Annotated in this window: 17 protein-coding genes; 9 read left to right on the top strand and 8 right to left on the bottom strand. The window is 73.0% G+C overall.

Going from position 1 to position 24,756, the window contains the following annotated elements:
- Nucleotides 1-34: 34 nt before the first annotated feature.
- From AC2EAQ_RS12940 to AC2EAQ_RS12965, 6 genes are all read right to left on the bottom strand, one after another.
- A complete protein-coding gene (locus tag AC2EAQ_RS12940; protein ID WP_484644542.1) occupies nt 35-898 on the bottom strand; it encodes an anti-sigma factor family protein in 864 nt (287 codons plus the stop codon).
- On the bottom strand, nt 898-1,434 hold the full coding sequence (locus tag AC2EAQ_RS12945) for a sigma-70 family RNA polymerase sigma factor (protein WP_484644546.1): 537 nt from the start codon (nt 1,432-1,434) through the stop codon (nt 898-900). The genes AC2EAQ_RS12940 and AC2EAQ_RS12945 overlap by 1 nt, the downstream gene beginning before the upstream one ends.
- Nucleotides 1,435-1,496: 62 nt before the next feature.
- Nucleotides 1,497-3,305, bottom strand: coding sequence for an ABC transporter substrate-binding protein (locus tag AC2EAQ_RS12950; protein WP_484644550.1), 1,809 nt, complete (start codon nt 3,303-3,305; stop codon nt 1,497-1,499).
- On the bottom strand, nt 3,302-5,125 hold the full coding sequence (locus AC2EAQ_RS12955) for an ABC transporter substrate-binding protein (RefSeq protein ID WP_484644554.1): 1,824 nt from the start codon (nt 5,123-5,125) through the stop codon (nt 3,302-3,304). The genes AC2EAQ_RS12950 and AC2EAQ_RS12955 overlap by 4 nt, the downstream gene beginning before the upstream one ends.
- Nucleotides 5,122-6,975, bottom strand: coding sequence for an ABC transporter substrate-binding protein (locus tag AC2EAQ_RS12960; RefSeq protein WP_484644557.1), 1,854 nt, complete (start codon nt 6,973-6,975; stop codon nt 5,122-5,124). Before AC2EAQ_RS12960 ends, AC2EAQ_RS12955 begins: the two co-directional genes overlap by 4 nt.
- On the bottom strand, nt 6,972-8,798 hold the full coding sequence (locus AC2EAQ_RS12965) for an ABC transporter substrate-binding protein (RefSeq protein ID WP_484644559.1): 1,827 nt from the start codon (nt 8,796-8,798) through the stop codon (nt 6,972-6,974). The genes AC2EAQ_RS12960 and AC2EAQ_RS12965 overlap by 4 nt, the downstream gene beginning before the upstream one ends.
- 217 nt (nt 8,799-9,015) lie before the next feature.
- Here AC2EAQ_RS12965 and AC2EAQ_RS12970 point away from each other — a divergent pair, with 217 nt between their 5' ends.
- From AC2EAQ_RS12970 to AC2EAQ_RS13000, 7 genes are all read left to right on the top strand, one after another.
- On the top strand, nt 9,016-9,954 hold the full coding sequence (locus AC2EAQ_RS12970) for an ABC transporter permease (protein WP_484644561.1): 939 nt from the start codon (nt 9,016-9,018) through the stop codon (nt 9,952-9,954).
- Nucleotides 9,951-11,003 carry an ABC transporter permease gene (locus AC2EAQ_RS12975; protein WP_484644563.1) on the top strand — a complete coding sequence of 351 codons (1,053 nt, stop codon included), beginning with the start codon at nt 9,951-9,953 and terminating at the stop codon, nt 11,001-11,003. The genes AC2EAQ_RS12970 and AC2EAQ_RS12975 overlap by 4 nt, the downstream gene beginning before the upstream one ends.
- 133 nt (nt 11,004-11,136) lie before the next feature.
- Nucleotides 11,137-12,819 (top strand): ABC transporter ATP-binding protein, encoded by a 1,683-nt coding sequence (locus AC2EAQ_RS12980; protein WP_484644565.1) that lies wholly within the window; start codon nt 11,137-11,139, stop codon nt 12,817-12,819.
- Nucleotides 12,820-13,007: 188 nt separating this feature from the next.
- Nucleotides 13,008-13,214 (top strand): hypothetical protein, encoded by a 207-nt coding sequence (locus tag AC2EAQ_RS12985; protein ID WP_484644567.1) that lies wholly within the window; start codon nt 13,008-13,010, stop codon nt 13,212-13,214.
- Between the two features lie 17 nt (nt 13,215-13,231).
- The gene (locus tag AC2EAQ_RS12990) at nt 13,232-13,411 is read left to right on the top strand and encodes a hypothetical protein (RefSeq protein ID WP_484644569.1); all 180 of its coding nucleotides are present in this window, start codon (nt 13,232-13,234) and stop codon (nt 13,409-13,411) included.
- 220 nt (nt 13,412-13,631) lie between these two features.
- Nucleotides 13,632-15,761 (top strand): GGDEF domain-containing protein, encoded by a 2,130-nt coding sequence (locus AC2EAQ_RS12995; protein ID WP_484644571.1) that lies wholly within the window; start codon nt 13,632-13,634, stop codon nt 15,759-15,761.
- On the top strand, nt 15,758-17,794 hold the full coding sequence (locus tag AC2EAQ_RS13000) for a diguanylate cyclase domain-containing protein (RefSeq protein ID WP_484644573.1): 2,037 nt from the start codon (nt 15,758-15,760) through the stop codon (nt 17,792-17,794). Before AC2EAQ_RS12995 ends, AC2EAQ_RS13000 begins: the two co-directional genes overlap by 4 nt.
- A 30-nt stretch (nt 17,795-17,824) precedes the next feature.
- Here AC2EAQ_RS13000 and AC2EAQ_RS13005 read toward each other — a convergent pair whose 3' ends face one another.
- Nucleotides 17,825-20,719: a PAS domain S-box protein gene (locus AC2EAQ_RS13005; RefSeq protein ID WP_484644575.1), complete on the bottom strand. Its 2,895-nt coding sequence runs from the start codon at nt 20,717-20,719 to the stop codon at nt 17,825-17,827.
- A gap of 64 nt (nt 20,720-20,783) precedes the next feature.
- The gene (gene rsgA / locus AC2EAQ_RS13010; protein ID WP_484644578.1) at nt 20,784-21,866 is read right to left on the bottom strand and encodes a ribosome small subunit-dependent GTPase A; all 1,083 of its coding nucleotides are present in this window, start codon (nt 21,864-21,866) and stop codon (nt 20,784-20,786) included.
- Between the two features lie 463 nt (nt 21,867-22,329).
- On the opposite strand from rsgA, the gene AC2EAQ_RS13015 reads away from it, so the two are divergent.
- Both AC2EAQ_RS13015 and AC2EAQ_RS13020 read left to right on the top strand, forming a co-directional pair.
- Entirely contained in the window at nt 22,330-22,827 is a 498-nt protein-coding gene (locus AC2EAQ_RS13015) for a Cache 3/Cache 2 fusion domain-containing protein (RefSeq protein ID WP_484644582.1), read from the top strand.
- Nucleotides 22,828-22,888: 61 nt separating this feature from the next.
- Nucleotides 22,889-24,718 carry a methyl-accepting chemotaxis protein gene (locus AC2EAQ_RS13020; protein WP_484644584.1) on the top strand — a complete coding sequence of 610 codons (1,830 nt, stop codon included), beginning with the start codon at nt 22,889-22,891 and terminating at the stop codon, nt 24,716-24,718.
- Nucleotides 24,719-24,756 lie beyond the last annotated feature (38 nt).

The raw sequence follows: 24,756 nt of genomic DNA on the forward strand, positions 1-24,756 counted from the left end.
TAGGCAGCCACCCGTGCGCGGCCGGCCCGGGCGCTCAGCGCGTGGGTGCGGGTGCGGGTGCAGGTGCCGGCGGCGTCGTGCCCGGGGGCGTGGCGGCGCCCGCCGCGTCGTGCTGCTGGTACACCGCATGCGCCAGCGCCAGCAGCCGCTCCTTGGGCAGCGCGCCCACGAGCGCGCAGCCGATGCCGGGCTCGACCCAGTAGAACATCCCCAGCGTGCCCTGCTGCGAGTAGCGGAAGGTGGTGGGCGCGTCGGCGTCGGGCTTGCGCAGGTAGACGGTGACGCGCTCCTTGGTCAGCGGGTTCTCGTACATCAGCTGCGCGCTCTTGCCGTTGGCGTCGGGCAGCAGGCGCCCGCCCATCAGCTCGAAGCCCTCGCTGCGCAGGTCGAACAGCTTGACCGGAATGTCGATGCGCCGCGTCAGCCAGCGCGCCAGGTGCTCCTCCTGCGCGCGCACCTCCACCGGGTGGCGCGGCTCGGGCGTGAAGACGCTGTGCGCATAGGCCGCGCGCTGCACCCAGCCGGCCGGCGTGCCGGCCTGCGCGGTGGCCACCAGCGCGGCCGTGCGCTGGCTCTGCCATTGCCAGGTGGCCACCGAGCCGACCAGGCCGCCGGTGACGAGCAGGCTGGCGGCGATGGCGGCCTGCACGCGGCGGCCGCGCCGCGCGCTGGCGCGCAGCACGTCGAGCTGGCGATCGGGCACCGGCTCGCCGCGCACCGGGTCCAGGCGCGCGCGCAGCGCGTCGCGGTCGGCAGCCCACAGCCGCACGCGGGCGGCGGCCTCGGGCTGCTCGCGCAGCCAGGCCTCGACGCGCTCGCGCTGCGGGCCGTCGCCCTCGCCGTCGAGCCAGGCCGACAGGTCGGTGTCGGTGAAGTCGGTGCGGTGGCTGCTGCTCATCACACCACCCTGCGCAGGTCGGGCCGCGCGGCGGCGGCAGGACGCACGCTGCCGTCGAGGAAGGCGCGCAGCGCCACGCGGGCGCGGCTCACGCGCGACATCACGGTGCCCTCGGGCACCTGCAGCACCTCGGCCGCCTCGGCGTAGCTCAACTGCTCCACCAGCACCAGCATCAGCGCGCTGCGCTGGTCGGGCACGAGGCGCGCCAGCGCGTCGGCGAGGTCGATCTGCAGGCCGACGTCGGGCTCGTGGCTGCGCTCGCGGTCCATCGCCTCGGTCATGCGCTCGGGCGCCAGCACGTCGAGGTGGCGGTCGCGCCGCAGCGCGTCGAGCCAGGCGTTGTGGGCGATCGCCAGCAGCCACAGCACGAGGTCGCGCCGCGGGTCGAACTGGTTCCAGTGGTTCAGCGCCCGCTCCAGCGCCGTCTGCACCAGGTCGTCGGCGGTGGCGCTGTCGAACACCAGCGACCGCGCATAGCGCCGCAGCCGCGGGATGGCGGCGAGCAGCTGCTGGCGGAAGGCGGTGGGGGCGGTCATGGGCGGCGGTCCGTGCCGAGGATACGCCGCTGGCCACCCCGGCCTTCCATCGGGTGCCCGATTCAGGTGGCTGGCACGTCCACGAAGCGCCAGATGTCACGCATGAACGGGTGGCGCCAGTAGTGCCGGGTGCCCGGCTGGACCAGGTCGAGCGAGATCCGGTGCGAGTGCACCTTGAAGGGCATGTAGGCCACGAGGGTGTCCTTGGCCTGGCGCATCACGGCGTCGCGCTCGGGGCCGTCGGGCAGCACGAGCTGGCGCTCGTAGAGGCGGTCGAAGGCCGGCAGCATGAAGCGCGGGTCGTTCGATTCGCTGGCGTTGGGGCCATAGGCGATGGCCAGGAAGAAGCCGCCATCGGGCGAGGTGGCGCTCCAGGCATAGCCCCACATCATCAGCGTGCCGGCGCGGCTCTTCTTCAGCAGCTCGGGCCACGTGCTGATGTCGAATTCCATGCGCAGGCCCACCGCGTCCATGCAGCGCTTCCACAGCTCGTTGTTGGTGCGCGAGCGCTGGTCGGACTGCGACGACATGCGCAGCACGAGCGGCCGGCCGTCGGGCAGCTCGCGCCAGCCGTCGCCGTCGCGGTCGACGTAGCCGTACAGGTCGAGCAGGGCCTTGGCACGCGCGGGCGAGTAGTCGCTCATCTCGCTCTTGTAGGCCGGGTCGTAGCCGGAGGTGAAGGGCGAGATGGTGGACTGGGCGGGAATGGCCAGCCCGCCCAGCACGCGCCGGATGTAGGTGTCGCCGTCGAAGGCCAGGCCGATGGCGCGGCGCAGCGCCACCTTGTCGGGCGTGTAGCCGCCGACCACCGGGTCGTCCATGTAGAAGAAGCTCATGCCCATGTCGGGCTGCAGGCTCTTCTGCAGCCGGATGCCCTGCCGCGCCAGGTAGGGGGCGAGCGTGCCGTTGGGCGCGGCGCGCGGCGCGTAGGGCCCGGGCAGGGCCAGCCATGCGTAGTCGCCGTTGAGGAACGACAGCCAGCGCGGCTGGTCCTCCTCCACCACGTCGAGCTGCACCTCGTCCACCAGCGGCAGCACCTTGCCGGCCAGGCCGGCGGCGATCTCGCGCGCGAGCGGATCGTCCGCCGGCGTGCCCTCGTAGCGCTGGCCGCGGAACGTCGGCGAGCGCTCGAGCACGATGCGCGAGGCGCGGCGCCAGCTCTTGAGCCGGAAGGCGCCGGTGCCCACCGGGTGCGCACCGATGTCGTCGCCGTAGTGCTCGACCACCTCGCGTGCCACCGCGCCGAAGTAGGTGGGGTCGGCCATCACGTAGACGAAGCGCGGGTTGGGCACGCCCAGGGTCACGCGCAGCGTGTAGCGGTCGAGCGCGCGCACGCCTTCGACCGGCGCGTCGTAGTCGAACGGCTGCTTCGTGGCCAGGGCCCGCTGGCGCAGCTCGGTCAGCCCGGGCAGCTTCAGCGACTCGTAGATGTAGAGGTCGCCCGAGGCGTACTTCGGGTCGTAGAAGCGCTTGATCGCATACACGTAGTCGGCTGCGACGAGCTCGCGGCGGCGCCCCTTGAAGGCCGGGTCGTCGTCGAAATAGATGCCCGGTGCGATGCGCACCGTGAACACCTTGAAGTCGGCCGAGGCCTCGGGCAGGGCGGCCGCGGTGGCCAGCACCAGGCGCGCCGGACGCGCCAGGTAGTCGTAGGCCAGCGGCGCTTCCAGGATGTGTGCGATGACGATGCTGGAGTTCCGGTCGCTGTGGATCTGCACCGGGTCGAGCGAGGTCTCCGGCGACGTCAGCGGCAGGCGCAGCACCTTGCGGCCGCCGGGCCGGCCGGCGACGCCGCCGCCCTGGGCCGATGCCAGCGTCGTGGCGCCGGCCAGGGCGCCCGCGGCGAGGACGGCGCGACGCCCGAGCTTCACTGCGCCGCCTTGGCCGCCATGTCCACGTCCACCAGGTGCCACCACTCCTGCCAGAACAGCGGGCGCCGGAAGCCCACCACCCAGGGGTGCCAGATGTCGGTGGAGATGCGGTGGTGCAGTGCGCGGTAGGGCATGTACACCGCGCCGATCATCTTGGCCTCGCGGAACAGGGCCTCGCGCTCGGGGCCATCGGGCAGCATCGACAGGCCGCGGTAGACCTCGTCCATGCGCGCGTTGCGGAAGCGGGCCATGTTCTGCCCGCCCGCCTGCGTGGAGTCGAAGCGCTGCAGCGAACCCTGGCCGTCCGGGTCGGCGGCGCTGCCGGCCAGGGCCCAGACCTGGAACTTGCCGGCGCGGCCGGCCTTGAGGTTTTCCGCGAAGGGCTGCACCAGGAAGGTGGTGCGGATGCCGATCTTCTCGAGACTCTTCTTCCACAGCAGGTCGATCTCGCGGTTGATCTGCTCGGGCTGCGTGGTGCGCACCAGCGACAGCGGCTGGCCGTCGGGCAGCTCGCGCCAGCCGTCGCCGTCGCGGTCGGCGTAGCCATACAGGTCCAGCAGCGCGTTCGCGCGCGCCGGGCTGTAGTCGCTCATCTCGCTCTTGTAGGCGGGGTCGTAGCCGGTGGTATGCGGCACGACGTTGGACTGCGCCGGGATCGCCTGGCCGCGGCGGATCAGGCGGATGTCGCGGTCGTTGTCGTAGGCCAGCGATATCGCGCGGCGCAGCGCCACCTTCTCCGGCGTGTAGCCGCCGACCACCGGGTCGTCCATGTTGAACATGATGAAGCCGGTGTCGGAATTCACCTGCCGCGACGCGCGGATGCCGCGCTTGGCGAGGTTGGGCGCGAGCTTGCCGTTGGGCATGGCCTGGGTGACGAACTCGCCGGGCAGGCTGCCCGCATTGGTGCCCAGGATGTCCGTCTGCCGGTTGAGGAATGACAGCCAGAAGGGCTGCGCCTCGGGCACGATCGACACGCGCACCTCGTCGATCAGCGGCACGCGCCGGCCCTTGAAGCGCGCCAGCAGCGCCTGGCCCTCGGCGTCGTCGGCGGCGGGCTCGGCGTCGTAGAAGCGCTCGCGGTACTCGGGGTTGCGCTCGAGCACGATCAGCGAGCTGCGCCGCCACTGCTTGAGCCGGAACGGCCCCGTGCCCACCGGGTGCTGGTCGATCTTGTCGCCGTAGAACTCCACCACCTCGCGCGCCTGGGCGCCGAGCAGGTCCGATCCGGCGAGCAGCCCGTTGATCAGGCGCGGCCGCGGGTCGGTGACGCGGATCTGCAGCGTGTAGCGGTCCAGCGCGCGCACGCCCTCGATCGGCGCGTCGTAGTCGAAGGGCTTCTTGCTGTCGAGCGCCGCCTTGCGCACGTCGGCCAGGCCGACGATCTTGTAGGTGTCGATCCAGCTCCACAGCGGGCTCTTGTTGGCCGGGTCGGCGATGCGCTGGAATGGATAGACGAAGTCCTGTGCCGTGACCTCGCGCCGCGCGCCCTTGAAGGCCGGGTCGCTCTGGAAGTAGATGCCCGGGCGCAGCTTGACGGTCCAGGTGCGGTAGTCCGCCGACACCTCCGGCATGGCCGCGGCGATCAGCGGCCTGACCTTGACCGGACGCGCGAGGTGGTCGTATTGGTAGAGGGCCTCGAAGATGTGCGGCGTGACGGTGCGCGAGTAAAGGTCGCTCACCTTGGCCGGGTCCAGGCTCGACTCGGCGCTGCGGAAGGCGAGGTGGAGCACCTTGCGCGGGGCGGCGTCCTGCGCCGCCGCGGCGGTGACGGCCAGCGCCGCCAGCGCGGTGACCAGGGTTCGGAGGATCCGGGGCGTCATGGGCGGGGGGGCTTTCGGGTCATGTCGATGTCGATCATGTGCCACCACTCGTTCCAGAACAGCGGGCGGCGGAAGCCCACCACCCAGGGGTGCCACATGTCGGTGGAGATCGGGTGCACGGTGCCCCGGTAGGGCAGGTAGGCGGCGGCGATCTTCTTGCCCTCCAGGAACAGGGCCTCGCGCTCGGGGCCGTCGGGCAGCGCGGACATGCGGTCGTACAGCGCGTCGAACTCGGGCAGCTTGAAGCGCGCGAGGTTCTGCCCGCCGACCTGCGGGCCGTGCATGCGCATGAACGCGCTGTGCCCGTCCAGGCCGGCGGCCGAGCTGGACAGCGACCACATCTGCAGCTTGCCGGCGCGGGCCGCCTTGAGCTGCTCGCCCCACTGGCCCACGTCGAACCGGGTCCGCAGGCCGACCGCGTCCATGTTCTTCTTCCACAGCGTGTCGAACTCGCGGCTGGTCTGGTCGGACTGCGTCGAGAAGGCGATCACCAGCGGCTTGCCGTCAGGCAGCTCGCGCCAGCCGTCGCCGTCGCGGTCGACGTAGCCGTACAGGTCGAGCAGCGCCTTGGCCCGGGCCGGGCTGTACTCGGAGCTCTCGCTCTTGAAGCGCGGGTCGTAGCCCGTGGTGCCGGGGCTCACGGGCGACTGCGCGGGAATCGCCAGGCCGCGCCGGAGGACACGGGTCTCGCGGTCGATGTCGTAGGCCAGCGAGATGGCACGGCGCAGCGCCACCTTCTCCGGCGTGTAGCCGCCGATCACCGGGTCTTCCATGTTGAACATGGTCAGGCCGGTGGCGGAGGTCACCACGCGCGCGGCCTGGATGCCGCGCTTGGCCAGGTTCGGCGCGAGCCTGCCGTTGGGCATCGCCTGCGGCACGAACTCGCCCGGCACCGCGCCGTTCAGGCCCGAGGTGCTGTCGATCTGCTCGCTGAGGAACGACAGCCAGTACGGCTGCGCCTCGGCGATGATCGACACGCGCACCTCGTCGACCATCGGCAGGCGCTGGCCCTTCAGGCGCGCGAGCAGGGCCTGCCCGGCGGCGTCGTCGGGCGCGGGCCGGGCGTCGTAGAGCACCTCGCGGTACTCGGGGTTGCGCTCCAGCACGATCAGCGAGCTGCGCCGCCACTGCTTCAGGCGGAACGGCCCGGTGCCCACCGGGTGCTCGTCGATCTTGTCGCCGTAGCGCTCGACCACCTCGCGCGCCTGCGCGCCCAGCAGGTCCGAGCTGGTGAGCGTCTCCACGAAGCGCGGGCGCGCCTGCTTGAGCGTGAAGCGGATCGTGTAGCGGTCGACTGCGCGCACGCCCTCGACCGGCGCGTCGTAGTCGAAGGGCTTCTTGCCGTCGAGCGCGGCCTGGCGCGCCTCGGCCAGGCCAACGATGCCCTGCGACTCGATCCAGCCCCACAGCGGGCTCTTGTTGGCCGGGTCGGCAATGCGCTGGAAGGGGTAGACGAAGTCCTGCGCCGTGACCTCGCGACGCACGCCCTTGAAGGCCGGATCGCTCTGGAAGTGGATGCCGGGGCGGATGCGGATGGTCCAGGTGCGGAAGTCGGGCGACGACTCGGGCAGGGCGGCGGCGATCAGCGGCCGGATCAGCGCCGGCCGCGCGAGGTGGTCGTAGTGGTACAGGCCCTCGAAGATGTGCGGCGTGACGGTGCGCGAATAGATGTCGCTGATCTTGACCGGGTCGAAGCCCGACTCGGCGCTGCGGAAGGCCACGTGCAGCACCTTGCGCGGCGCGTCGTTGGCCACCGCCCCCGGGGCGGTCAGCGCCAGCGCGAGCGCGAGTGCCGCACCGGCGGCCGCCGCCACGCGGGTCGCGAAGTTGCCGGCCTGGGTCGGTCTCATCGCGGGTCCGGCCGTTCGACGTCGACGTAGCGCCACCACTCGCGCATGAACGGGTGGCGCACGAAGCCCCTGACCTGCGCGTGCATCAGGTCCGTGGCGATGCGGTGGCTGGTGGCCTTGTAGGGCATGTAGGCCACCGACAGGGCCTTGGCCTCGCGCATCAGCGCCTCGCGCTCGGGCCCGTCGGGCATGTTGTCGATGCGCTCGTACAGCGCATTGAACGCCGGCAGGTCGAAGCGTGCATGGTTGGCCTGCCCCTTGTTGGGGCCGTAGAGCAGGTCCAGGAAGTAGGCGCCGTCGGGGCTGGTGCCGCTCCAGCCCACGCCCCACATCATCAGCTTGCCGGCGCGGCTGGCCTTGAGCTGCTCCGGCCACTTGGCGATCTTGAACTCGATCTTCACGCCGATCGCGTCCATCGCCTTCTTCCACAGCTCCTGCTGCTGGCGCGACTGCTGGTCGGGCTGCGCCGAGTACTCCAGCACCAGCGGGCTGCCGTCGGGCAGGTCGCGCCAGCCGTCGCCGTTGCGGTCGACGTAGCCGAACAGGTCGAGCAGGGCCTTGGCGCGGGCCGGGTCGTGGTCGCTCATCTCGCTCTTCCAGGCCGGCTCGTAGCCGGACAGCTGGGGGGCGATCAGGCTCTGCGCCGGCACGGCCTGGCCGCGGCGCAGCGTCTCGATCTCGCGCGTCACGTCGTAGGCCATCGCCAGCGCGCGGCGCAGCGCCACCTTGTCTGGCGTGTAGCCGCCCACCACCGGATGCTCCATGCCGAAGTAGGCCAGCGTCACGTCCACCAGCGGCACGCGGCCCATCTGGATGCCGCGCTTGGCCAGGTTGGGCGCGAGCCGGTTGTTCGGCGCGGCGATCGGCGCGAACTCGTTGGGCAGGCGCTCGAGCATGTCGTGCTCCTCGCCCAGGAAGGCCAGCCAGCGCGGCTGCTGTTCCTCGATGATGCTGACCTCGACGCGGTCGATCATCGGCAGGCGGCGCCCCGCCATGCGCTCGGCCACCGCGCGCGCCTGTGCGTCGCCCGCGGGCGCGGTCTCGTCGTAGCGCTGCTCGCGAAAGCCCGGGTTGCGCTCCAGCACGATCCTCGCGCTGCGCACCCACTGCTTCAGCATGAACGGGCCGGTACCCACCGGATGCTCCATCGCCTTGCCGGGATAGGCCTCCACCACCTCGCGCGCCACCGCGCCGGTGGTGTTGGGGTCGGCGAACAGGAAGGCGAAGCGCGGCGCCGGCTCGGCCAGCACCACCTCGAAGGTGTAGCGGTCCAGCGTGCGCAGGCCCGGCACCTCGGTGTCGTAGGGAAACGGCGTCTTGTCGGCGATGGCCTTGCGGCGCAGCTCGGACAGGCCCAGCAGCTTGGCGTTCTCGAACAGGAACAGGCTCGGGCTCTTGTATTGCGGGTCGTAGTAGCGCTTGATCGCGTAGACGTAGTCGGCCGCCACCAGCTCGCGCCGGGCGCCCTTGAACGCCGGGTCGTCGGCGAAGTAGATGCCCGGGCGGATGCGGAAGACGAAGCGGCGGAAGTCGCTGCTGATCTCGGGCATCGCGGCCGCGGTCTGCGGCTTGAGCCGGGCCGGCCGCGACAGGTAGTCGTAGGTCAGCGGCGACTCGAAGATGTTGGCCGTGACCGTGCGCGAGTACAGGTCGGTGATCTGCGCCGGGTCGAACCCGGTCTCCGCGACCGGGAACGCATAGCGAAGCACCTTGGCCTGGGCGGGTGCCGGGGCGCCGGACTTCGGCGGTGTGCTCTGGGCGAGCGCAAGGCTGGCAGCCAGCGCCAGGCTCGTGGCCAGCGCCAGCAACAGGGTGGGTTTCATGGCCCGGGGACAGCGTCGAAAGAGCGGCAGTCTAGCGGCGCGGGCGCCGCCCGGCCTGCGGTCTGACCCGCGGTTGCCGGGCGCTCCCCCGCGGGCCGGTGCCGCAGGAAGGGGTCCGGGGCGGGGGGGTCTCGGGGCAAACGCTGGCCCGGAGCTTGCACCGGCCGACCTACACTCGCGCCTCCCTCACGAGGGGCGACAAAGGAATCCCTGGACCATGGCGGCCTATCTGATACGGCGCCTGTGGCAAATGGTGCCGACACTGTTCGGCGTCGTGCTGCTGGTGTTCTTTCTCTTCAAGTACTTCGGCGGCGACCCCGCCGAGATCCTGGGCGGCCTGAACGCCACGCCGGAGCAGATCGCCGCCATCCGGCAGTCGCTCGGCCTGGACCAGCCGGTGTGGGTGCAGCTAGGGATCTACCTCAAGAGCATCGTCACCTTCGACTGGGGCAAGAGCTGGGCCACCAACGAGGCGGTGAGCAACCTGTTCGCCACCCGGCTGCCCGCCACGCTGACGGTCATGATCCCGATCCTGGTGCTGGACGTGCTGCTGGCGCTGCCGATCGCAATGTGGGTGGCCTACCGCCGCGGCTCGCTGTCCGACCGCACGATCATGGTCGTGACGACCGTGGCGCTGTCGATCAGCTTCCTCGTCTACATCATCGTCGGCCAGTACCTGTTCGGCTTCCAGCTCGGCTGGTTCCCGGTGCAGGGCTGGAGCGACAGCGTCTGGACCAACCTCGTCACCTACGCGCCGCTGCCGGTGCTGCTGGCGGTGATGGTGGGCCTGGCGCCGCAGACCCGCCTGTACCGCAGCTTCTTCCTCGACGAGCTGGGCCACGACTACGTGCGCACCGCGCGCGCCAAGGGCCTGACCGAGAACACGGTGCTGTTCCGGCATGTGCTGCGCAACGCGATGATCCCGATCCTCACCAACGTGGGCCTGCAGCTGCCGGGCATCTTCGTCGGCTCGTTCCTGATCGAGGTGTTCTTCTCGATCCCGGGTCTGGGGCGCGAGGTGCTGCTGGCGGTCAACCGCAGCGACTACCCCGTCATCCAGGCCGTCACCGTCTACCTGGCCTTCATCACGATGCTGATCAACCTCATCGTCGACCTGTGCTTCAAGCTGGTCGACCCGCGGGTGGTGCTCAAGTGAGCGCGGCCGTGCATCCCGGCGCGGCGGCCGCGCCCATCGAGCGCAGCGAGGGCGTCTGGCACGCCGCGTGGCGCCGCTTCCGTACCGACCGCGTGGGGCTTGCCGCCTCGGTGGTGGTGGTGCTGTTCCTGCTGCTGATCGCGCTGGCCGGTGCCGGCGTGGTGGCCAGCCAGTGGCAGAAGGAGGTGGGCGTGCCCAACGCCGCGCCGACCTTCATCGGCCCCAAGCCCCCCGAGGCCATCGGCGCGATCGAGGTGCCCAAGGGCCCCAACGTCGACCTGTCGGCGATCGACCCGCTGGCGCCGCGCTACAAGGAGTGGGACGAGCGCGCCGCCAAGTTCAAGACGGAGGACACGGTCAAGGCCGAGACGCTGCCGATGGGCGGCGACCGCTTCGGCCGCGACGTGCTGGCCAAGGCGATCAAGGGCACGCAGATCTCGGTCTTCGTCGGCGTGATGGCCGCGCTGGTGGCCACCGCCATCGGCACGCTGCTGGGCGCGCTGTCGGGCTACTTCGGCGGCAAGATCGGCGACTTCCTCGAATGGCTCTACAACGTGTTCGAGGCCATCCCCGGCATCCTGCTGATCTTCGCCTTCGCGGCGGTGTTCGGCCGCGGCATCTCCACCGTGGTGCTGATCCTGGGCCTGACCGGCTGGTCGGGCCTGTACCGGCAGGTGCGCTCCGAGTTCATCAAGCACCGCAGCCGCGACTACGTGCGCGCCGCCGAGGCCATCGGCGCCAGCGTCTGGAGCCGCATCTTCGTGCACATCCTGCCCAACATCAGCCACGTGGTGCTGGTGCGCATGAGCCTGCTGGTGGTGGGCTTCATCAAGGCCGAGGTGATCCTGTCCTACCTGGGCCTGGGCGTCGGCGTGGACGACGTGTCCTGGGGCACGATGCTGGCCGAGGCGCAGAGCGAGCTGATCCTCGGCCACTGGTGGCAGCTGGCTGCGGCCACGGCCTTCATGGCGGTGTTCGTCACGGCGTTCTCGCTGATGACGGACGCGCTGCGCGACGCGCTGGATCCGAAGCTGCGGGGGTTGGAGTGACCCCCCCCCGTTGCGGCTTCGCCGCTCCCCCCCGGGGGGGCGACGCCGGCGGACCGGCTGAGCCGGATCCGCGGCGTCTGCTGAGTGGGCACCCGGGGTCTGCGGTGCTGTGTCTTTCGTCTGAAGGTTGTCTATGTTGCTGAGCATCCAGGACCTGCGGGTGGCGTTCCGCATGGGCAAGGTGGGCGGGGTCGTCCAGCGGGCGGAAGCCGTGCGCGGGGTGTCGTTCGACATTGCCGAGAACCGCACCATGGCGCTGGTGGGCGAGTCGGGGTCGGGCAAGAGCGTCACCGCGATGTCGATCCTGAACCTGCTGCCCGACAACGCCGAGCGCAGCGGCCGCATCCTGTGGCAGGGCAAGGACCTGCTCCAGACCCCGCTGGCCGAGCTGCAGCACCTGCGCGGCAAGGACATCGCCTGCGTGTTCCAGGACCCGATGACCTCGCTGAACCCGGTGTTCACGGTCGGTGACCAGCTGTGCGAGCCGCTCGTCAAGCACCTGAAGCTGTCGCGCAAGGCGGCGCTCGAGCGCGCGGAGCAGGCGCTGGTGGAAGTGGGCATGCCCGAGCCGAAGCGCCGGCTGTCGGCCTATCCGCACGAGCTGTCCGGCGGCCAGCAGCAGCGCGTGATGATCGCCATGGCGCTGGCCTGCGAGCCCAAGCTGCTGATCGCCGACGAGCCGACCACCGCGCTGGACGTCACCATCCAGCGCCAGATCCTCGAGCTGATCGCCGAGATCCAGCGCAAGCACCGCATGAGCGTGCTGTTCATCAGCCACGACCTGGGCGTGGTCGGCGAGATCGCCGACGAGGTGCTGGTGATGCGCCACGGCGTCCTGCGCGAGCAGGGCCCGGTGGCCGAGATCTTCGCCCGCCCGAAGGACGCCTACACCCAGGCGCTGCTGGCCTGCCGGCCGAGCCTCGCGCACAACCCGGCGCGCCTGACCGTCATCGACGACCACATCGCCGGCCGCGCCGCGCGTGCCGAGGCCAAGCCCAAGGACCCGGCCGCGCCGGTCGTCATCGAGGTGAAGTCGCTGTCCAAGAGCTTCTGGATCAAGCAGGGCCTGTTCGGCCGGCGCGAGTTCAAGGCGGTGCAGAACGTGAACTTCCAGCTGCGCCGGGGTCACACGCTGGGCGTGGTGGGCGAGTCCGGCTCGGGCAAGACCACGATGGGCCTGACGCTGCTGCGCCTGCACGAGCCCAACTCGGGCCCGGTGCAGGGCGAGGTGCTGTTCGACGGGCGCAACCTGCTGGCGCTGTCCGACCGCGAGCGCCAGCCGATCCGGCGCCGCATCCAGGTGGTGTTCCAGAACCCGTACGCCAGCCTGAACCCGCGCTTCACCATCGGCCAGACCCTGGTCGAGCCGATGGCCATCCACGGCATCGGCGCCGACCTCGCCGCGCGCGAGGCGCGCGCCCGCTCGCTGCTGGACAAGGTCGGCATGCCGGCCAGCGCCTTCGGCAAGTACCCGCACGAGTTCTCCGGCGGCCAGCGCCAGCGCATCGCCATCGCACGCGCGCTGACGCTCGACCCCGAGGTGCTGGTGCTGGACGAGGCGGTGTCGGCGCTGGACGTGTCGGTGCAGGCGCAGGTGCTCAACCTGCTGAAGGACCTGCAGGACGAGCTCGGCCTGGCCTACGTGTTCATCAGCCATGACCTGGCGGTGGTGCGCTTCATCAGCGACGAGGTGCTGGTGATGAAGGACGGCGTGGTGGTGGAGCAGGCCGGCGCGGAGCAGATCCTCGCCGCGCCGCGCGAGGCCTACACGCAACGTCTGCTTGCAGCGGTGCCGCGGGGTTACCAGGCGGCCTGAGGGCCGCTGCCCAGCCGCGGCCGCGTTGTAACGCGAGGTTGGCCGACCGACGCGGCGTGCAGGCGCCGCGGCCGCGCGTCGTGACCGACTGCACACTGCGTGACCCCGCCGGCCATGGCATGGAATCTGCGTTCTCACGCGGGCCCGCGACACGTTCTCGTGTGTCGCGGCACGAGGAGAACAGCACCATGACCAAGCACGCTCTGTCCCGCCCGATGCCGCTGGCCCGCCTGCGCCCGGCCGGCGCCCGCACCCCCGGTGGCGCCTCGTCGCTGCTGCGCCTGTCGTCGGGCACGCGCCTGCCCTCCGGCGCCAGCGTCGACGACTGGATCGAGCGCGCCGCGCTGGCCCTGGCCGCCGACGAGCCGCTGCGTGCCGGCCGGCCGGCCGCCTGAGCCGCGAGGAGCCCGCCATGGTCCTTCAGTCCCGCCCCATCGCCAAGTCCGCCGTCGCCGCCATGGCCGCGGCGGCCGCCGTGGCCCAGGCCGCGCCGCAGCGGCCGTCCACGGCCAAGGCCGCGCCCGCCTCGGCGCGCGTGCTGCAGTCGGGTCACGCCCCGGCGCAGCTGTGCTTCTTCTTCAAGCGCGGCTGACGCCGCGCCCGATGTCGTTGCGTTTTCGGACCCGAGGTTGACGTCCAGAGGGGAGCGGGCGCGGCGCTGGTGAGGAGAGCGCTCCGGCGCCAAACCAACGTCCCGCTCCCCGACTTTTTTCCGGACGTGCCCTGCAGGCCCCGCCGCCCGCGCCGAACGCACCGCCCCGGGCCGTGAAGTCCTCACGCCGCCCGCCGCCCTTCCGGCCGATAGCTCCTTCATGAACCCCGAGGCCCGTCCCGCCGGCCGCGCCCTCCTGTCCGTGCTCCCGTCCGGACTCCGGTCCGCGTTCCTGGGCGCGTGCTGCGTCGCCGCCTTGCTGGCCGCGCCGGGCACGGCCCGGGCCGGGCATGAGCCGGCCGCTTCCGCCGTCGCTGCCGAGCCGTCCGCCCGGGCCGAGCTGGCGGCGCTGGTGCAGCGCTCGCGTGCCCAGCCGGAAGAGGTGCTGCCGCTGCTGGAGGCGCTGCGGCCGCGCCTGGCCGGCGATCCCGCCGCCGACGTGGAGGCCCTGCTCGTGATCGGCGGCCTGCAGGTGACGCTGCTGCGGCAGGCGGCGATGGAAGGCACGCTGGAGACGCTGCGCCGCCTCGGCGAGGCCGGCCCGGTGGCCACGCCGGCGATGCAATGGGCCCGCACCGCGGCCGACGCGGTGCGCGCGCAGTGGCTGCGCCGCCACGGGCCGGTGGGCCGGGCCGAGCGGCTGCTGGTCGACGCCCTGGCCCGCCAGCGCGAGGCGGACCTGCCACCGGCGCTGCGGCTGCGCTTCGTGATGCAGCACGCGTCGCTGCTCGATCAGGGCGGCAAGTCCGAGCCCGCGGTGCGCCGCTACCAGGAGGCCATCGCGCTGGCCGATGCGCTGCCGGCGCCCGACTGGATGCGCGCCGAGCTGCGCTCGTCGCTGGCGATGACCCTGCACGACGCCGGCGAGAGCGCCCGCGCGCGCGAGCTGATGGCCAGCGGCATGGCGCTGGCGCAGGCCTCGGGCGACCACCGCGCGCTGTCCGTGCTGCACAACAACCTGTCGATCCTGCTGGTGCAGGAGGAGCGCACCGCGATCTCGGCGCCCGAGCGCGATGCGATGCTGGCCGCGCTCGACCACGCGCGCCAGGCGGGCTCGCGCCGCGACGAGGTGCTGTCGATGGCCAACCTCGCCGACCTGTCGCTGCGCCAGGGCCACTACCGGCAGGCGATCGAGCATGCGCAGGCGGCACTGCCGCTGGCGCGGTCGCTGCACGACCCGACGTCCGAGTCGGTGGCGCTGGCCAACATCGGGCTGGCCAAGATCATGCTCGGGCACAAGGACGAGGGCCTGCGCCTGGTGCGCGCGTCGATGGAGATCGACGAGAAGAGCGGCGCCCTGGCCTCGCAGGTGTCGATGTACGACGAGCTCGGCCACTACCTGGAGCGCGCGGGTCACGCCGCCGAGGCCTATGCCGCCTTCCGCGAGCACCGCCGTCGATCGCAGGAGCTGTTCCAGCGCGACCAGCAGCGCAACCTCGCCGAGCTGCAGGAGGCCTTCGAGCACGAGCAGCGCCGGCGCGAGCTGGAGCTGCTGGAACGCGACGGCCGCTACCAGCGCTCGCAGCTGGTGGCACGCCAGCTCGAGCAGTGGCTCTGGGCGGGCGGTGCGCTGTTCGGCGCGCTGGTGGCGGCGCTGGGCGTGCTGCTGCTGCGCCGCCTGAGCGCGGGCAACCGGATGCTGGCGCACACCAATGCCCAGCTCGCGCAGCTGTCGCGCCGCGACGCGCTCACCGGCCTGGCCAACCGGCGCCACTTCCAGGCCGCGATGCGCGCCGGCCAGGGTCGCCTCGAAGGCACGCTGATGCTGATCGACGTGGACCACTTCAAGCAGATCAACGACCGCCACGGCCACGCCGCCGGCGACGCCGTGCTGGTGGAACTGGCGCGCCGCCTGCGCGCCGTGCTGCGCGAGGACGACCTCGTCGTGCGCTGGGGCGGCGAGGAGTTCCTCGTGCGCGTGGCCGGCGCCGACCCGCAGGAGGCCGAGGCGCTGGCGGCGCGGCTGCTGGCGTCGCTGGCCGACGAGCCGGTGGCCGTGGGCAGCGTCCGCGTGCCGGTCACCGCGTCGATCGGCTTCGCCTGCTTCCCGCTCGCTCCGGCGACCTGGAGCCCGCCGTGGGAGCTGGCGCTGGAACTGGTGGACACCGCGATGTACCTCGCCAAGGCCCACGGCCGGCACCGCGCCTACGGCGTGCGTCGCGCCGACGCCGCCGACGAGGCGGCACTGGCCGCGGTCGGCCGCGAACTCGAAGCCGCGTGGCGCGACGGCCGTGCCGAACTCGTCGGCATCGTGGGCCCGCCGCCGTGGCGCGAAAGGCGGGCCGCATGAGGGCGCTGCTTGCCGGCGTGGCCGGGGTCGCGCTGCTGTCGTGCGCGGTGGCCGTGGCGTCGCCGCGCACGACAGCGCCGCCTCCGGCGGCCGCGTCGCCGGCGCCGACGACTCCCGTCCAGCAGGCCGAGCACTGGCTGCGCGTGGGCTATGACCGGCCCGACCTCGCCCAGGCCGCGCTGCGCCGGGCCGACGCGTCGACGCCGCCGCGGGCCCGGCTGTGGCTGCGCACGCGCGCCTGGGTTGCGGCGCGCAGCGGCCACGGTGCCGAGTTCGAGCAGGCGCTGCAGGGCCTGCAGGCCCTGCCGGCCGCGCTGCAGCCGCTGGCCGCGGCCGACGCGCACCTGGCGCGTGCGCTGCAGGCCGAGCAGCGGGGCCCCTCGGTGCAGGCGGCCACCCATGCCCAGCTGGCCGCTGACGCCTACACCCGGCTGTGCCAGGCCGGTGACGAGGATGGCTGCGACCGGCATGGCGGCGTGACCGCGCTGCTGCTGCTGGCGCGGCTGGCTGCCGACGACGGCGACCTGGCCGAGGCCGGGGTGCGCGCCGGCGCCGCGCTGGCCCTGGCCGAAGCCGGCGCGGACCCGGGCCCGCTGGCCCGGTCGCTGGGCACGCTGGGCTGGCTGCAGGCGCTGCGCGGCGACGGCGACGCGTCGCGGCGCGACTTCGCCCGGGCCGAGCGGACGCTGCGCGGCGCCGGACGCCCCGACGTGCAGGCCCGCCTGTCGCTGCTGGCGGCGCGAGCGGCGGCGGCGCTGGACGACGCCGCCGCGCTCGACCGCGCCGTGCGCGACGCCCTGCAGCAAGCGCAGGCCGCGGCCTCGCCCCGGCTCGAGGCCCTGGCGCTGACCAACCTGTCGGACCTGATGCTGCGCCGCGGCCGGCCGGCCGACGCCCTGGCGGCGGTGCAGCGCGCGCTGCCCGCGGTGCGCCGCCACGACGACCGCCGCGTCGAGCGCACGCTGATGCACAACGGCGCGCTGGCGCTGATCGGGCTCGGCCGCGCCGCCGAGGCCCGTGTACAGGCCGAGCGCATGCTCGAGCTGTGGGCCAGCGAAGGCACGCTGGGCGAGCAGGCCGGGGCGCTGCGCGAGGTGGCCGACGCGCTGGCCGACGCCGGCCAGCCGCGCGCCGCACTCGACCTGTTCCACCGCGAGCGCGCCCTCAACGACCGCATCATGGCGGCGCAGCGCGAGGGCGCCGAGCGCAGCCTGCGCGTGCGCTACGACCGCGACAGCGACCAGCGGCGCATCGAGCTGGCCGCGCGCGACAACGCCATCGCCGCGTCCGAGCTGCACAACCAGGCGCTGACGCAGCGCCTGTGGGTGGTGGCCGCGGCGGTGGTGGCGGCAGCAGCCCTGCTGGTGGGCGTGCTGCTGCGGCGCGTGCAGGCCACGCAGCGCTCGCTCGAGCGCAGCCAGGCCCGGCTGCGCGAGCAAAGCGAGATCGACCCGCTCACCGGCAGCGCGAACCGGCGCTGCGGCCAGCAGCGGCTGGACGCGATGAGCAGCGGCGAGGGCGGCTTCCGTGGCGCGCTGCTGCTGGTGGACGTGGACCACTTCAAGCGCGTCAACGACGACCAGGGCCATGCCGCGGGCGACCAGGTGCTGGTCGAGGTGGCGCGACGGCTGCAGGCGGCGGTGCGCACCGGCGACCTGCTGGTGCGCTGGGGCGGCGAGGAGTTCCTCGTGGTGGCGCCCGACATCGCGGGCGCGGCGCTGGAGGACCTGGCGCTGCGCCTGCTGCGCGCCGTGGGCGAGTCCCCGGTGCGCCTGGCCGACGGCCGCTCGCTGCCGGTCACGGTGTCGGTCGGCCATGCGGCGTTCCCGTTGCCGCCGCGCGCCGAACCGATCGGCTGGGAGCGGGCGCTGAACCTGGCCGACATGGCGCTGTACACCGCCAAGAGCCAGGGCCGGCGGCGCGCCGTGGGCCTGCGCAGCGTGGCCGACGCCCCCGGCGCGCTGCAGCGCGCCGAGACCGACTTCGAGCGCGCCTGGTCCGAAGGGGCGGTGACGCTGTCGGTGCAGACCTAGGACGGCCCCGCGCGGCGTGTGGCCGGCCGCTCAGGTCGACGGCACGCTGCGGCGCGCGGCTGCCAGGGGCGCCAGCACCCGCAGCAGGTCGGTTTCGGACACCGGCTTGGCGAGGAACTCGGTCAGGCCCGCGGCGCGCGCTTCCTGCCGTTCCTGCTCGAGCACCGCGGCCGACAGCGCGATGAGCGGCAGCGCCGCCGTGGCCGGGTCCGCGCGCAGCTCGCGTGCCGCGGCCAGGCCGTCGCGCACCGGCATGTGCAGGTCCATCAGCACGGCGTCCGGGCGCGGCATCGCCTCGCGCGCCTGGCGCACCGCGGCCTCGCCGTTGTCGGCCTCGATCACCGCGGCGCCCAGGCGCTCGAGCAGCGCCCGCACGATCAGCATGTTGACCGGGTTGTCCTCGGCCACCAGCACCGTCAGCCCGTTCAGCGCGCGCGCCGACTCGTGCTGACGCGGCATCTGCAAAGGGGCACCTTCGGCGCGCACCAGCGGCAGCTCGACCCAGAAGCGGCTGCCGCGGCCCTGTTCGCTGGCCGCGCCGACGCGCCCGCCCATCAGCACCGCCAGCTCGCGGCAGATCGACAGGCCCAGGCCGGTACCGCCGAAGCGCCTCGTGGTCGAGCTGTCGGCCTGCGAGAACGGCTGGAACAGCCGGTCGCGCGCCGCCGCCTCGATGCCGATGCCGGTGTCGGTGACGGCGATGCGCACGAGGCCGTCGTCGCCCGGCTCGCAGGTCAGCTCGATGCGGCCGCGCGGGGTAAACTTGAGCGCGTTGTTCAGGTAGTTGGAGACGATCTGGCGCACCCGCCCCGGGTCGCCATGCACGTCGCGCGGCACGCCCGGCGCGATGCGGCAGTCCATCGTCAGGCCGCGCTCTCGGCCCAGCGGCGCGAAGGTGTGGAAGGCGCTCGTCACCAGCTCGTGCAGGTCGAAGCCGATGTGCTCCAGCACCACGTGCCCGGCCTCGATCTTGGACAGGTCCAGCACGTCGGACACCAGCCCGGCCAGCCCCTCGGCGGCCACCACCAGGTGCTGCAGGTAGTCCTGGCTGCGCCGCGCGTCGCGCTCGTCCTGCAGCAGCCGCGCCAGGCCCAGCACGCCGTTGAGCGGGGTGCGGATCTCGTGGCTCATCGTCGCCAGGAACGCGCTCTTGGCCAGGCTGGCCGCCTCGGCCTGCTGTTTGGCCAGCGCCAGCTCGGTCTCGGCGCGGCGGCGCTCGGTGATGTCCTCCAGGATCCAGATCGTGCCGCCTTCGCGCGGTTGCCGCGGGTCCACCGCGCGGCTGCGCACCCGCACCAGCACGCGGCGGCCGTCGGCATGCGGCACCTCGCGTTCGACGTCGAAGGTCTCGCCGCGCAGGTGCGCCGCGTCGGCCTGGTCGATGAACTGCTGGTAGCGGTCGGCGGCCGGGAAAAGCACGCGGCTGGACTGCCCCGCCAGCGAGCCTGCGGGGCGGCCGAGCATCAGCTCGAAGGTCGGGTTCACGCGCTCGAAGTGCCTGTCGCGCACCAGCGCGATGCCCACGCTGGCGTTGTCCAGGATCGCGTCGGCCTCGCGCCGCGCGCGCTCGGCCTCGGTCACGTCGCGGGCGCCGATCACCGCCACCGGCCGGCCGTCGCGCTCGAAGGCGGCCGCCGAGACCTGCACCTCGCGCTCGGCGCCGTCGGGGGTGAGCACCGTGGTGCGCCAGTCGCGCAGCGTGCCGCCGCCGGCCGCCAGCGCGGTGGCCATGCGCAGGTCTTCCTGCGGGTCCTTCCACAGGCCCAGCTCGCGTCCGCTGCGGCCGATCACCTCGTCGTGGCGGCGCCCGGCCAGCGCGACGAAGGCCGCGTTGGCCAGCAGCACCCGGCCGCTGGCGAGATCCACCACGCTGAGCGCGTCGGGGCTGACCCGGAACAGGCGGTCGGCGAGGTCGCGCTCCTGGGTCGTGGCGCGCGCCGCGGCCAGCTCGGCCGTCACGTCGCGGCTGATGCCCCACCAGCCGCCGTGCTTGCCCACCGCGTCCGTGATGGGCTCGCCGCTGGAGCGCATGTGCAGCAGCGTGCCGTCGGCGAAGCGCACGTTCCACTGCACGTCGCGGAACGGCTCGCGGCGGCGCAGCGTCTCGCGCAGCTCGTCGAGCGAGGGCTGCTCGGCCTGCGGTCCGCCCGGCAGGCCCAGCTTCATGAATTCGTCGCGCGCGCGGCCGGTGCGCACCTCGAACGAGTCGGACAGGTGGATCAGGCGCCCGCGGCTGTCCAGGCGCCAGGCCCAGTCGCTGCCGATGCGCAGCAGGTCCGCCAGCCGGCCCTGCTCGCTGCGCGCGGCGTGCAGCGCCTGGTTGAGCACCCGATGCATCACCAGCGCCACGGCCCAGCCGGCGCCGCCGACGAAGACCAGGCCGAAAGCGCGGCTTGGGCTGTCCAAGGCCGCGGCCGAGGCGCGGCCGAGCAGCAGGCCGCTGAACTCGCCGTAGGCCAGGGCCCCGAGCACGGCGGCATACAGCACGAGCAGTCCGGTGGCCACGCGCGGCCCGAGCACCGACCCGGACAACCCGATGAACAGCGCCAGCGCGATCACGGCCGGGCTGTGGATGCCCTGGCCGCTGAGCCACCCATGGACCAGCACGCCACACGACGTGGTGAGCAGCATGGTGCTCAGGCTGGCTGCGACGCGGTCGGCCCGGTGCAGCCACAGCGCGACGGCGCCGCCCGCGCACAGCATCGCCCCAAGCACCAGGCGCGCGCCCGTCAGGTCCTGCGGCACCGGCAGCATCGTCGCGTGCAGAAGGGTTCCCGCCACCAGCAGCGCGCCCAGGCCCAGGCCGAGCAGGCTGAAGGCCAGCGACGCCACCGGGCCCAACTGGTCCACCACCAGGCCGTCGGCCGGCCGCGCGCGCGGGTCGAGCGGCGACAGGGCCGGGGGCGGAGGCGGGCGGGGTGTCACGGCCCGCGCATCCTAGCGGCGCGCGCGGCGTCCGGCGCTCCCGGTCGACGCCCGAAGCCGGGGGCTAGACCTCCTTCTTCTGCCGCGCCCGCGCCCGGCCGGCCCGGCTGCGCACCTTCCAGCGCGCCACCATCGCCTGACGTTCGAGCGCGCTCATCGCGTCGCGCTCGGCCTCGCGCTGCAGCTTGTGGAAGTTCTTCAGCCGCGCCGCGGGCAGCGCGTCGCGCACCGCGCAACCGGGCTCGTCCTCGTGGCGGCAGTCGCGGAAGCGGCAGGCGCCGGCCAGGCTCGCGATGTCGTCGAAGGCCTGCACCACGTCGGCAGCGTCGGCGTCCAGGCGCAGCGTGCGCAGGCCCGGCGTGTCGATGAGGCAGGCGCCGCCGGGCAGCGGGTGCAGCGTGCGCACGGTGGTGGTGTGGCGCCCGCGCCCGTCGCCCTCGCGCGTGGCGCCGGTGGTCTGCAGCTCGCGGCCAGCCAGGGTGTTGGTCAGCGTGCTCTTGCCCGCGCCGCTGGAGCCCACCACCACCAGCGTCTGGCCGGCCCCGAGCCAGGGCGCCAGCGCCGTGGCGGCGGGCGCGGTGCGGCCGTCCACCGCCAGCACCGCCACGTCGGCCGGTGCCAGCGCCATGGCCTCGTGCAGGCGCGCGGCGCGCAGGTCGTCGTCCACGAGATCGGCCTTGGTCAGCACCACCACCGCACCCACGCGCGCCAGGCGCGTGAACGCGAGGTAGCGCTCGAGCCGGCGCGGGTTGAAGTCCGTGCCCAGGCCCATCACCACCAGCGCGGTGTCGACGTTGGCCACCAGCACCACGCGCGTGACCTTGTCGCGGCCGTCGTGCAGGCGGCGCGCGATCTGGCTGGCCGGCGGCACGCGCTCGTGCACCCACCACTCGGCCAGCGCATTGCGCCGCGCCAGCACCCAGTCGCCGACGGCCAGCGCGTCGTCGACGTCGGCCAGGCGGTGGTGCAGCGCGGCCAGCACGCGCGCGCGGTGGGTGGCCTGGCCGTCGTGCAGCAGCACGCTGTCGCGCTGCACCTCGGCCACGCGCATCGGCAGGTCGCCGTCGGCCAGCGGGGGAATCGATTGAAGCAGGCGCGGCGTCAGTCCGATCGACTGCAGTCGCGCGAAATGGATCGTGTCGAACATGGAGGTGTCCGTGACTTTCGCGAAAGGGTCGGGGCAGCCGCACCGCGCCGCAAGGCGCGGCGGGCGACGGGAGGGTTCACGAAGGCTCGTGGCCGCGACCAGGCTCGGTCACGGTCCCACGGACACGCCGGACGGCGTCGGGAAGCGCGCTTAGAGCAGGCGCGGGGCGCAGCGAGCCACGGGGCGGGCAGGGTCCTTGACGGTCATGGCGGCCTCCTGTGGCGAGTGGAACAAGGTCGAGGGCGCGACTGTGCCCGCACCAAATCGATGCGTCAACCACTCCGGCCGGGCAGTTTTCGCCACGAAGCCCGCTTCTCCGGCGATCTGCCGGCCCGTTTACCGTCTGTTCACCATTTAGTCCGGCGCGCCCGCGCCGAAAAATCCGAGGCATGCGCCCTCCATACCGGCCGGGCGTGGCAGCGCCTCCGGCGTTCGTCAGTCAACCCGTCGAAAGGACCCCGACATGAAGAAGTTCCCGCTCGCGCTGGCCGCTGCCGCGCTGATGGGCCTGGCCAATGGCGCCCAGGCCCAGGCCTACGACCCCAAGGCCACCATCGCCGACCTCGATGCGCGGCTGGCCAAGATCGGCGCGCCGCGCCTGGAGGGCAAGGACAAGGCCGGCGACAAGGAAGTGGCCGCCATCTACTACGGCGACCGCAAGATCAACAACAACTACGACGTGGTGGACGCGATCCGCAAGGCGCACAGCGCCACCGCCACGGTGTTCGTCAAGGACGGCGACGAGTTCGTGCGCGTGTCCACCAACGTGCTGACGCCCGAGGGCAAGCGCGGCGTGGGCACCCAGCTCGCGCGCAATGCCGCCTATGCCGCGGTGAGCAAGGGCCAGCAGTACTGCGGCCCGATCGACGTGCTCGGCACCGCGTTCGACGCCTGCTACAACCCGATCAAGGACGCCAAGGGCCAGATCATCGGCGTGACCTACATCGGCCACAAGAAGTAAGCCGGTCCGCCATTCCGCGGCCGCCTTCGTGGCGGCTGCGCCCTGATCGAAAGCGCTCCCCATGAAAACAATCCCTGGCATCGGGCGGCTTGTGTCCGCTCTCAGCACCCGCGCGCAGCTGTTCGGCGCGTTCGGCCTGATCCTGGCGCTGACGGCCATCGTCGGCGCGGTCGGGCTGGTCGGACTGCAGCGCGTCCATGTCGAGGCCCGGTCGCTGGCCGACAAGAGCCTGCCCGCAGTGAGCTTCCTGGCCGGCGCCCGCACCGCGGTGCTGGAGTCGCGCACCTTCGAGCAGAAGCACAGCCGCGCCACCGACAAGTCCTACCTGTCCGAGTACGAGGACAAGATGGCCGAGGCGGCCAAGGCCTTCCAGGCCTCGGTCGACGGCCTGGGCAAGCTGGCCGACGACGAGGATCGGCCGCGGCTGGAGAAGATGGCCAAGGCCTGGGGGGAGTACAAGGGCTGGCAGCAGAAGGTGGTGAAGTTCGGCCGCGAAGGCAGCCAGGCCGACGCCGCCGACGTCAGCGACGGCGCCGCCGCCACGGCCGGCGACGAGGTGCTGGCCGCGATCGACGTGCTGTGGAAGCACCTGCTCGAGGACGGCCAAGAGTCCGCCGCCCGCACCGAGACGATCTACACGCTGGCGATCAAGGCGCTGGCGGGGCTGGTGGCCCTGAGCCTGGGCTTCGGTTTCGTGATGGCGTGGCTGTACAGCCGGCGCCTGCTCGGCCAGCTCGGCGGCGAGCCCGCCCGCGCGGCCGACGTGGCGCGCGCCGTGGCCGCGGGCGACCTGAGCACGCCCATCGCGCTGCGCCCGGGCGACCGGACCAGCCTGATGGCGCAGCTGCACGCGATGCAGGAGAGCCTGGCCCGCGCCGTGAGCAGCGTGCGTGCCGGCTCCGAGAACGTGGCCACCGCCAGCGCCCAGATCGCCGACGGCAACCAGGACCTGTCGCGCCGCACCGAGCAGCAGGCTGCCGCGCTGCAGCAGACCGCTGCCACGATGGACGAGCTGGGCTCGACCGTGCGCAACAACGCCGACAACGCCCAGCAGGCCAACCAGCTCGCGCGCGGCGCGTCGCAGGTGGCGGTGCAGGGCGGCGAGGTGGTGGGCCAGGTCGTGCAGACCATGAAGGGCATCCAGGACGCGTCGCGCAAGATCGGCGACATCATCGGCACCATCGATGCGATCGCGTTCCAGACCAATATCCTCGCGCTCAACGCCGCGGTCGAGGCCGCGCGCGCCGGCGAGCAGGGCCGCGGCTTCGCCGTCGTGGCCGGCGAGGTGCGCAGCCTGGCGCAGCGCAGCGCCGAGGCCGCCAAGGAGATCAAGGGCCTGATCACGGCCAGCGTCGAGCGCGTGGAGACCGGCACCGCCCTGGTGGACCGCGCCGGCGTGACGATGGACGAGATCGTCAAGTCGATCCAGCGCGTGACCGACATCGTGGGCGAGATCAGCTCGGCCAGCAGCGAGCAGAGCAGCGGCGTGTCGCAGGTGGGCCAGGCCGTCGCCCAGATGGACCAGGCCACGCAGCAGAACGCCGCGCTGGTGGAGCAGAGTGCCGCCGCCGCCGAGAGCATGCGCAAGCAGGCCGGCGAGCTGCTGCAGGCCGTGGCCGTGTTCAAGCTGGCCCACGATGCGCACCGTGCCGTGGTGTCGGCCGCGCCCGCCCCGGTGGCACGTCCTGCGCCCGCGCCCGCGCCGGCCACGGCCGCCGCCGCGCCCGCCGCTGCGTCCCCGGGCAAGCCGGCGGTCGAGCGGCGCGGCCCCAACCGCGCCACCAACGTCACGCGCCCGGCCTTCGGCGAGGCGCGCGACAAGACGCCGGCCGCCAGCCCCCCGCCGCCCGACCTGGCCAAGGCCGGCAACGACGACTGGGAAAGCTTCTGACGCGGCTGCGCGGGCGCCGCCCTTGCGCCGGCGCAGGG

The sequence above is a fragment of the Aquabacterium sp. T101 genome, assembly GCF_057219775.1.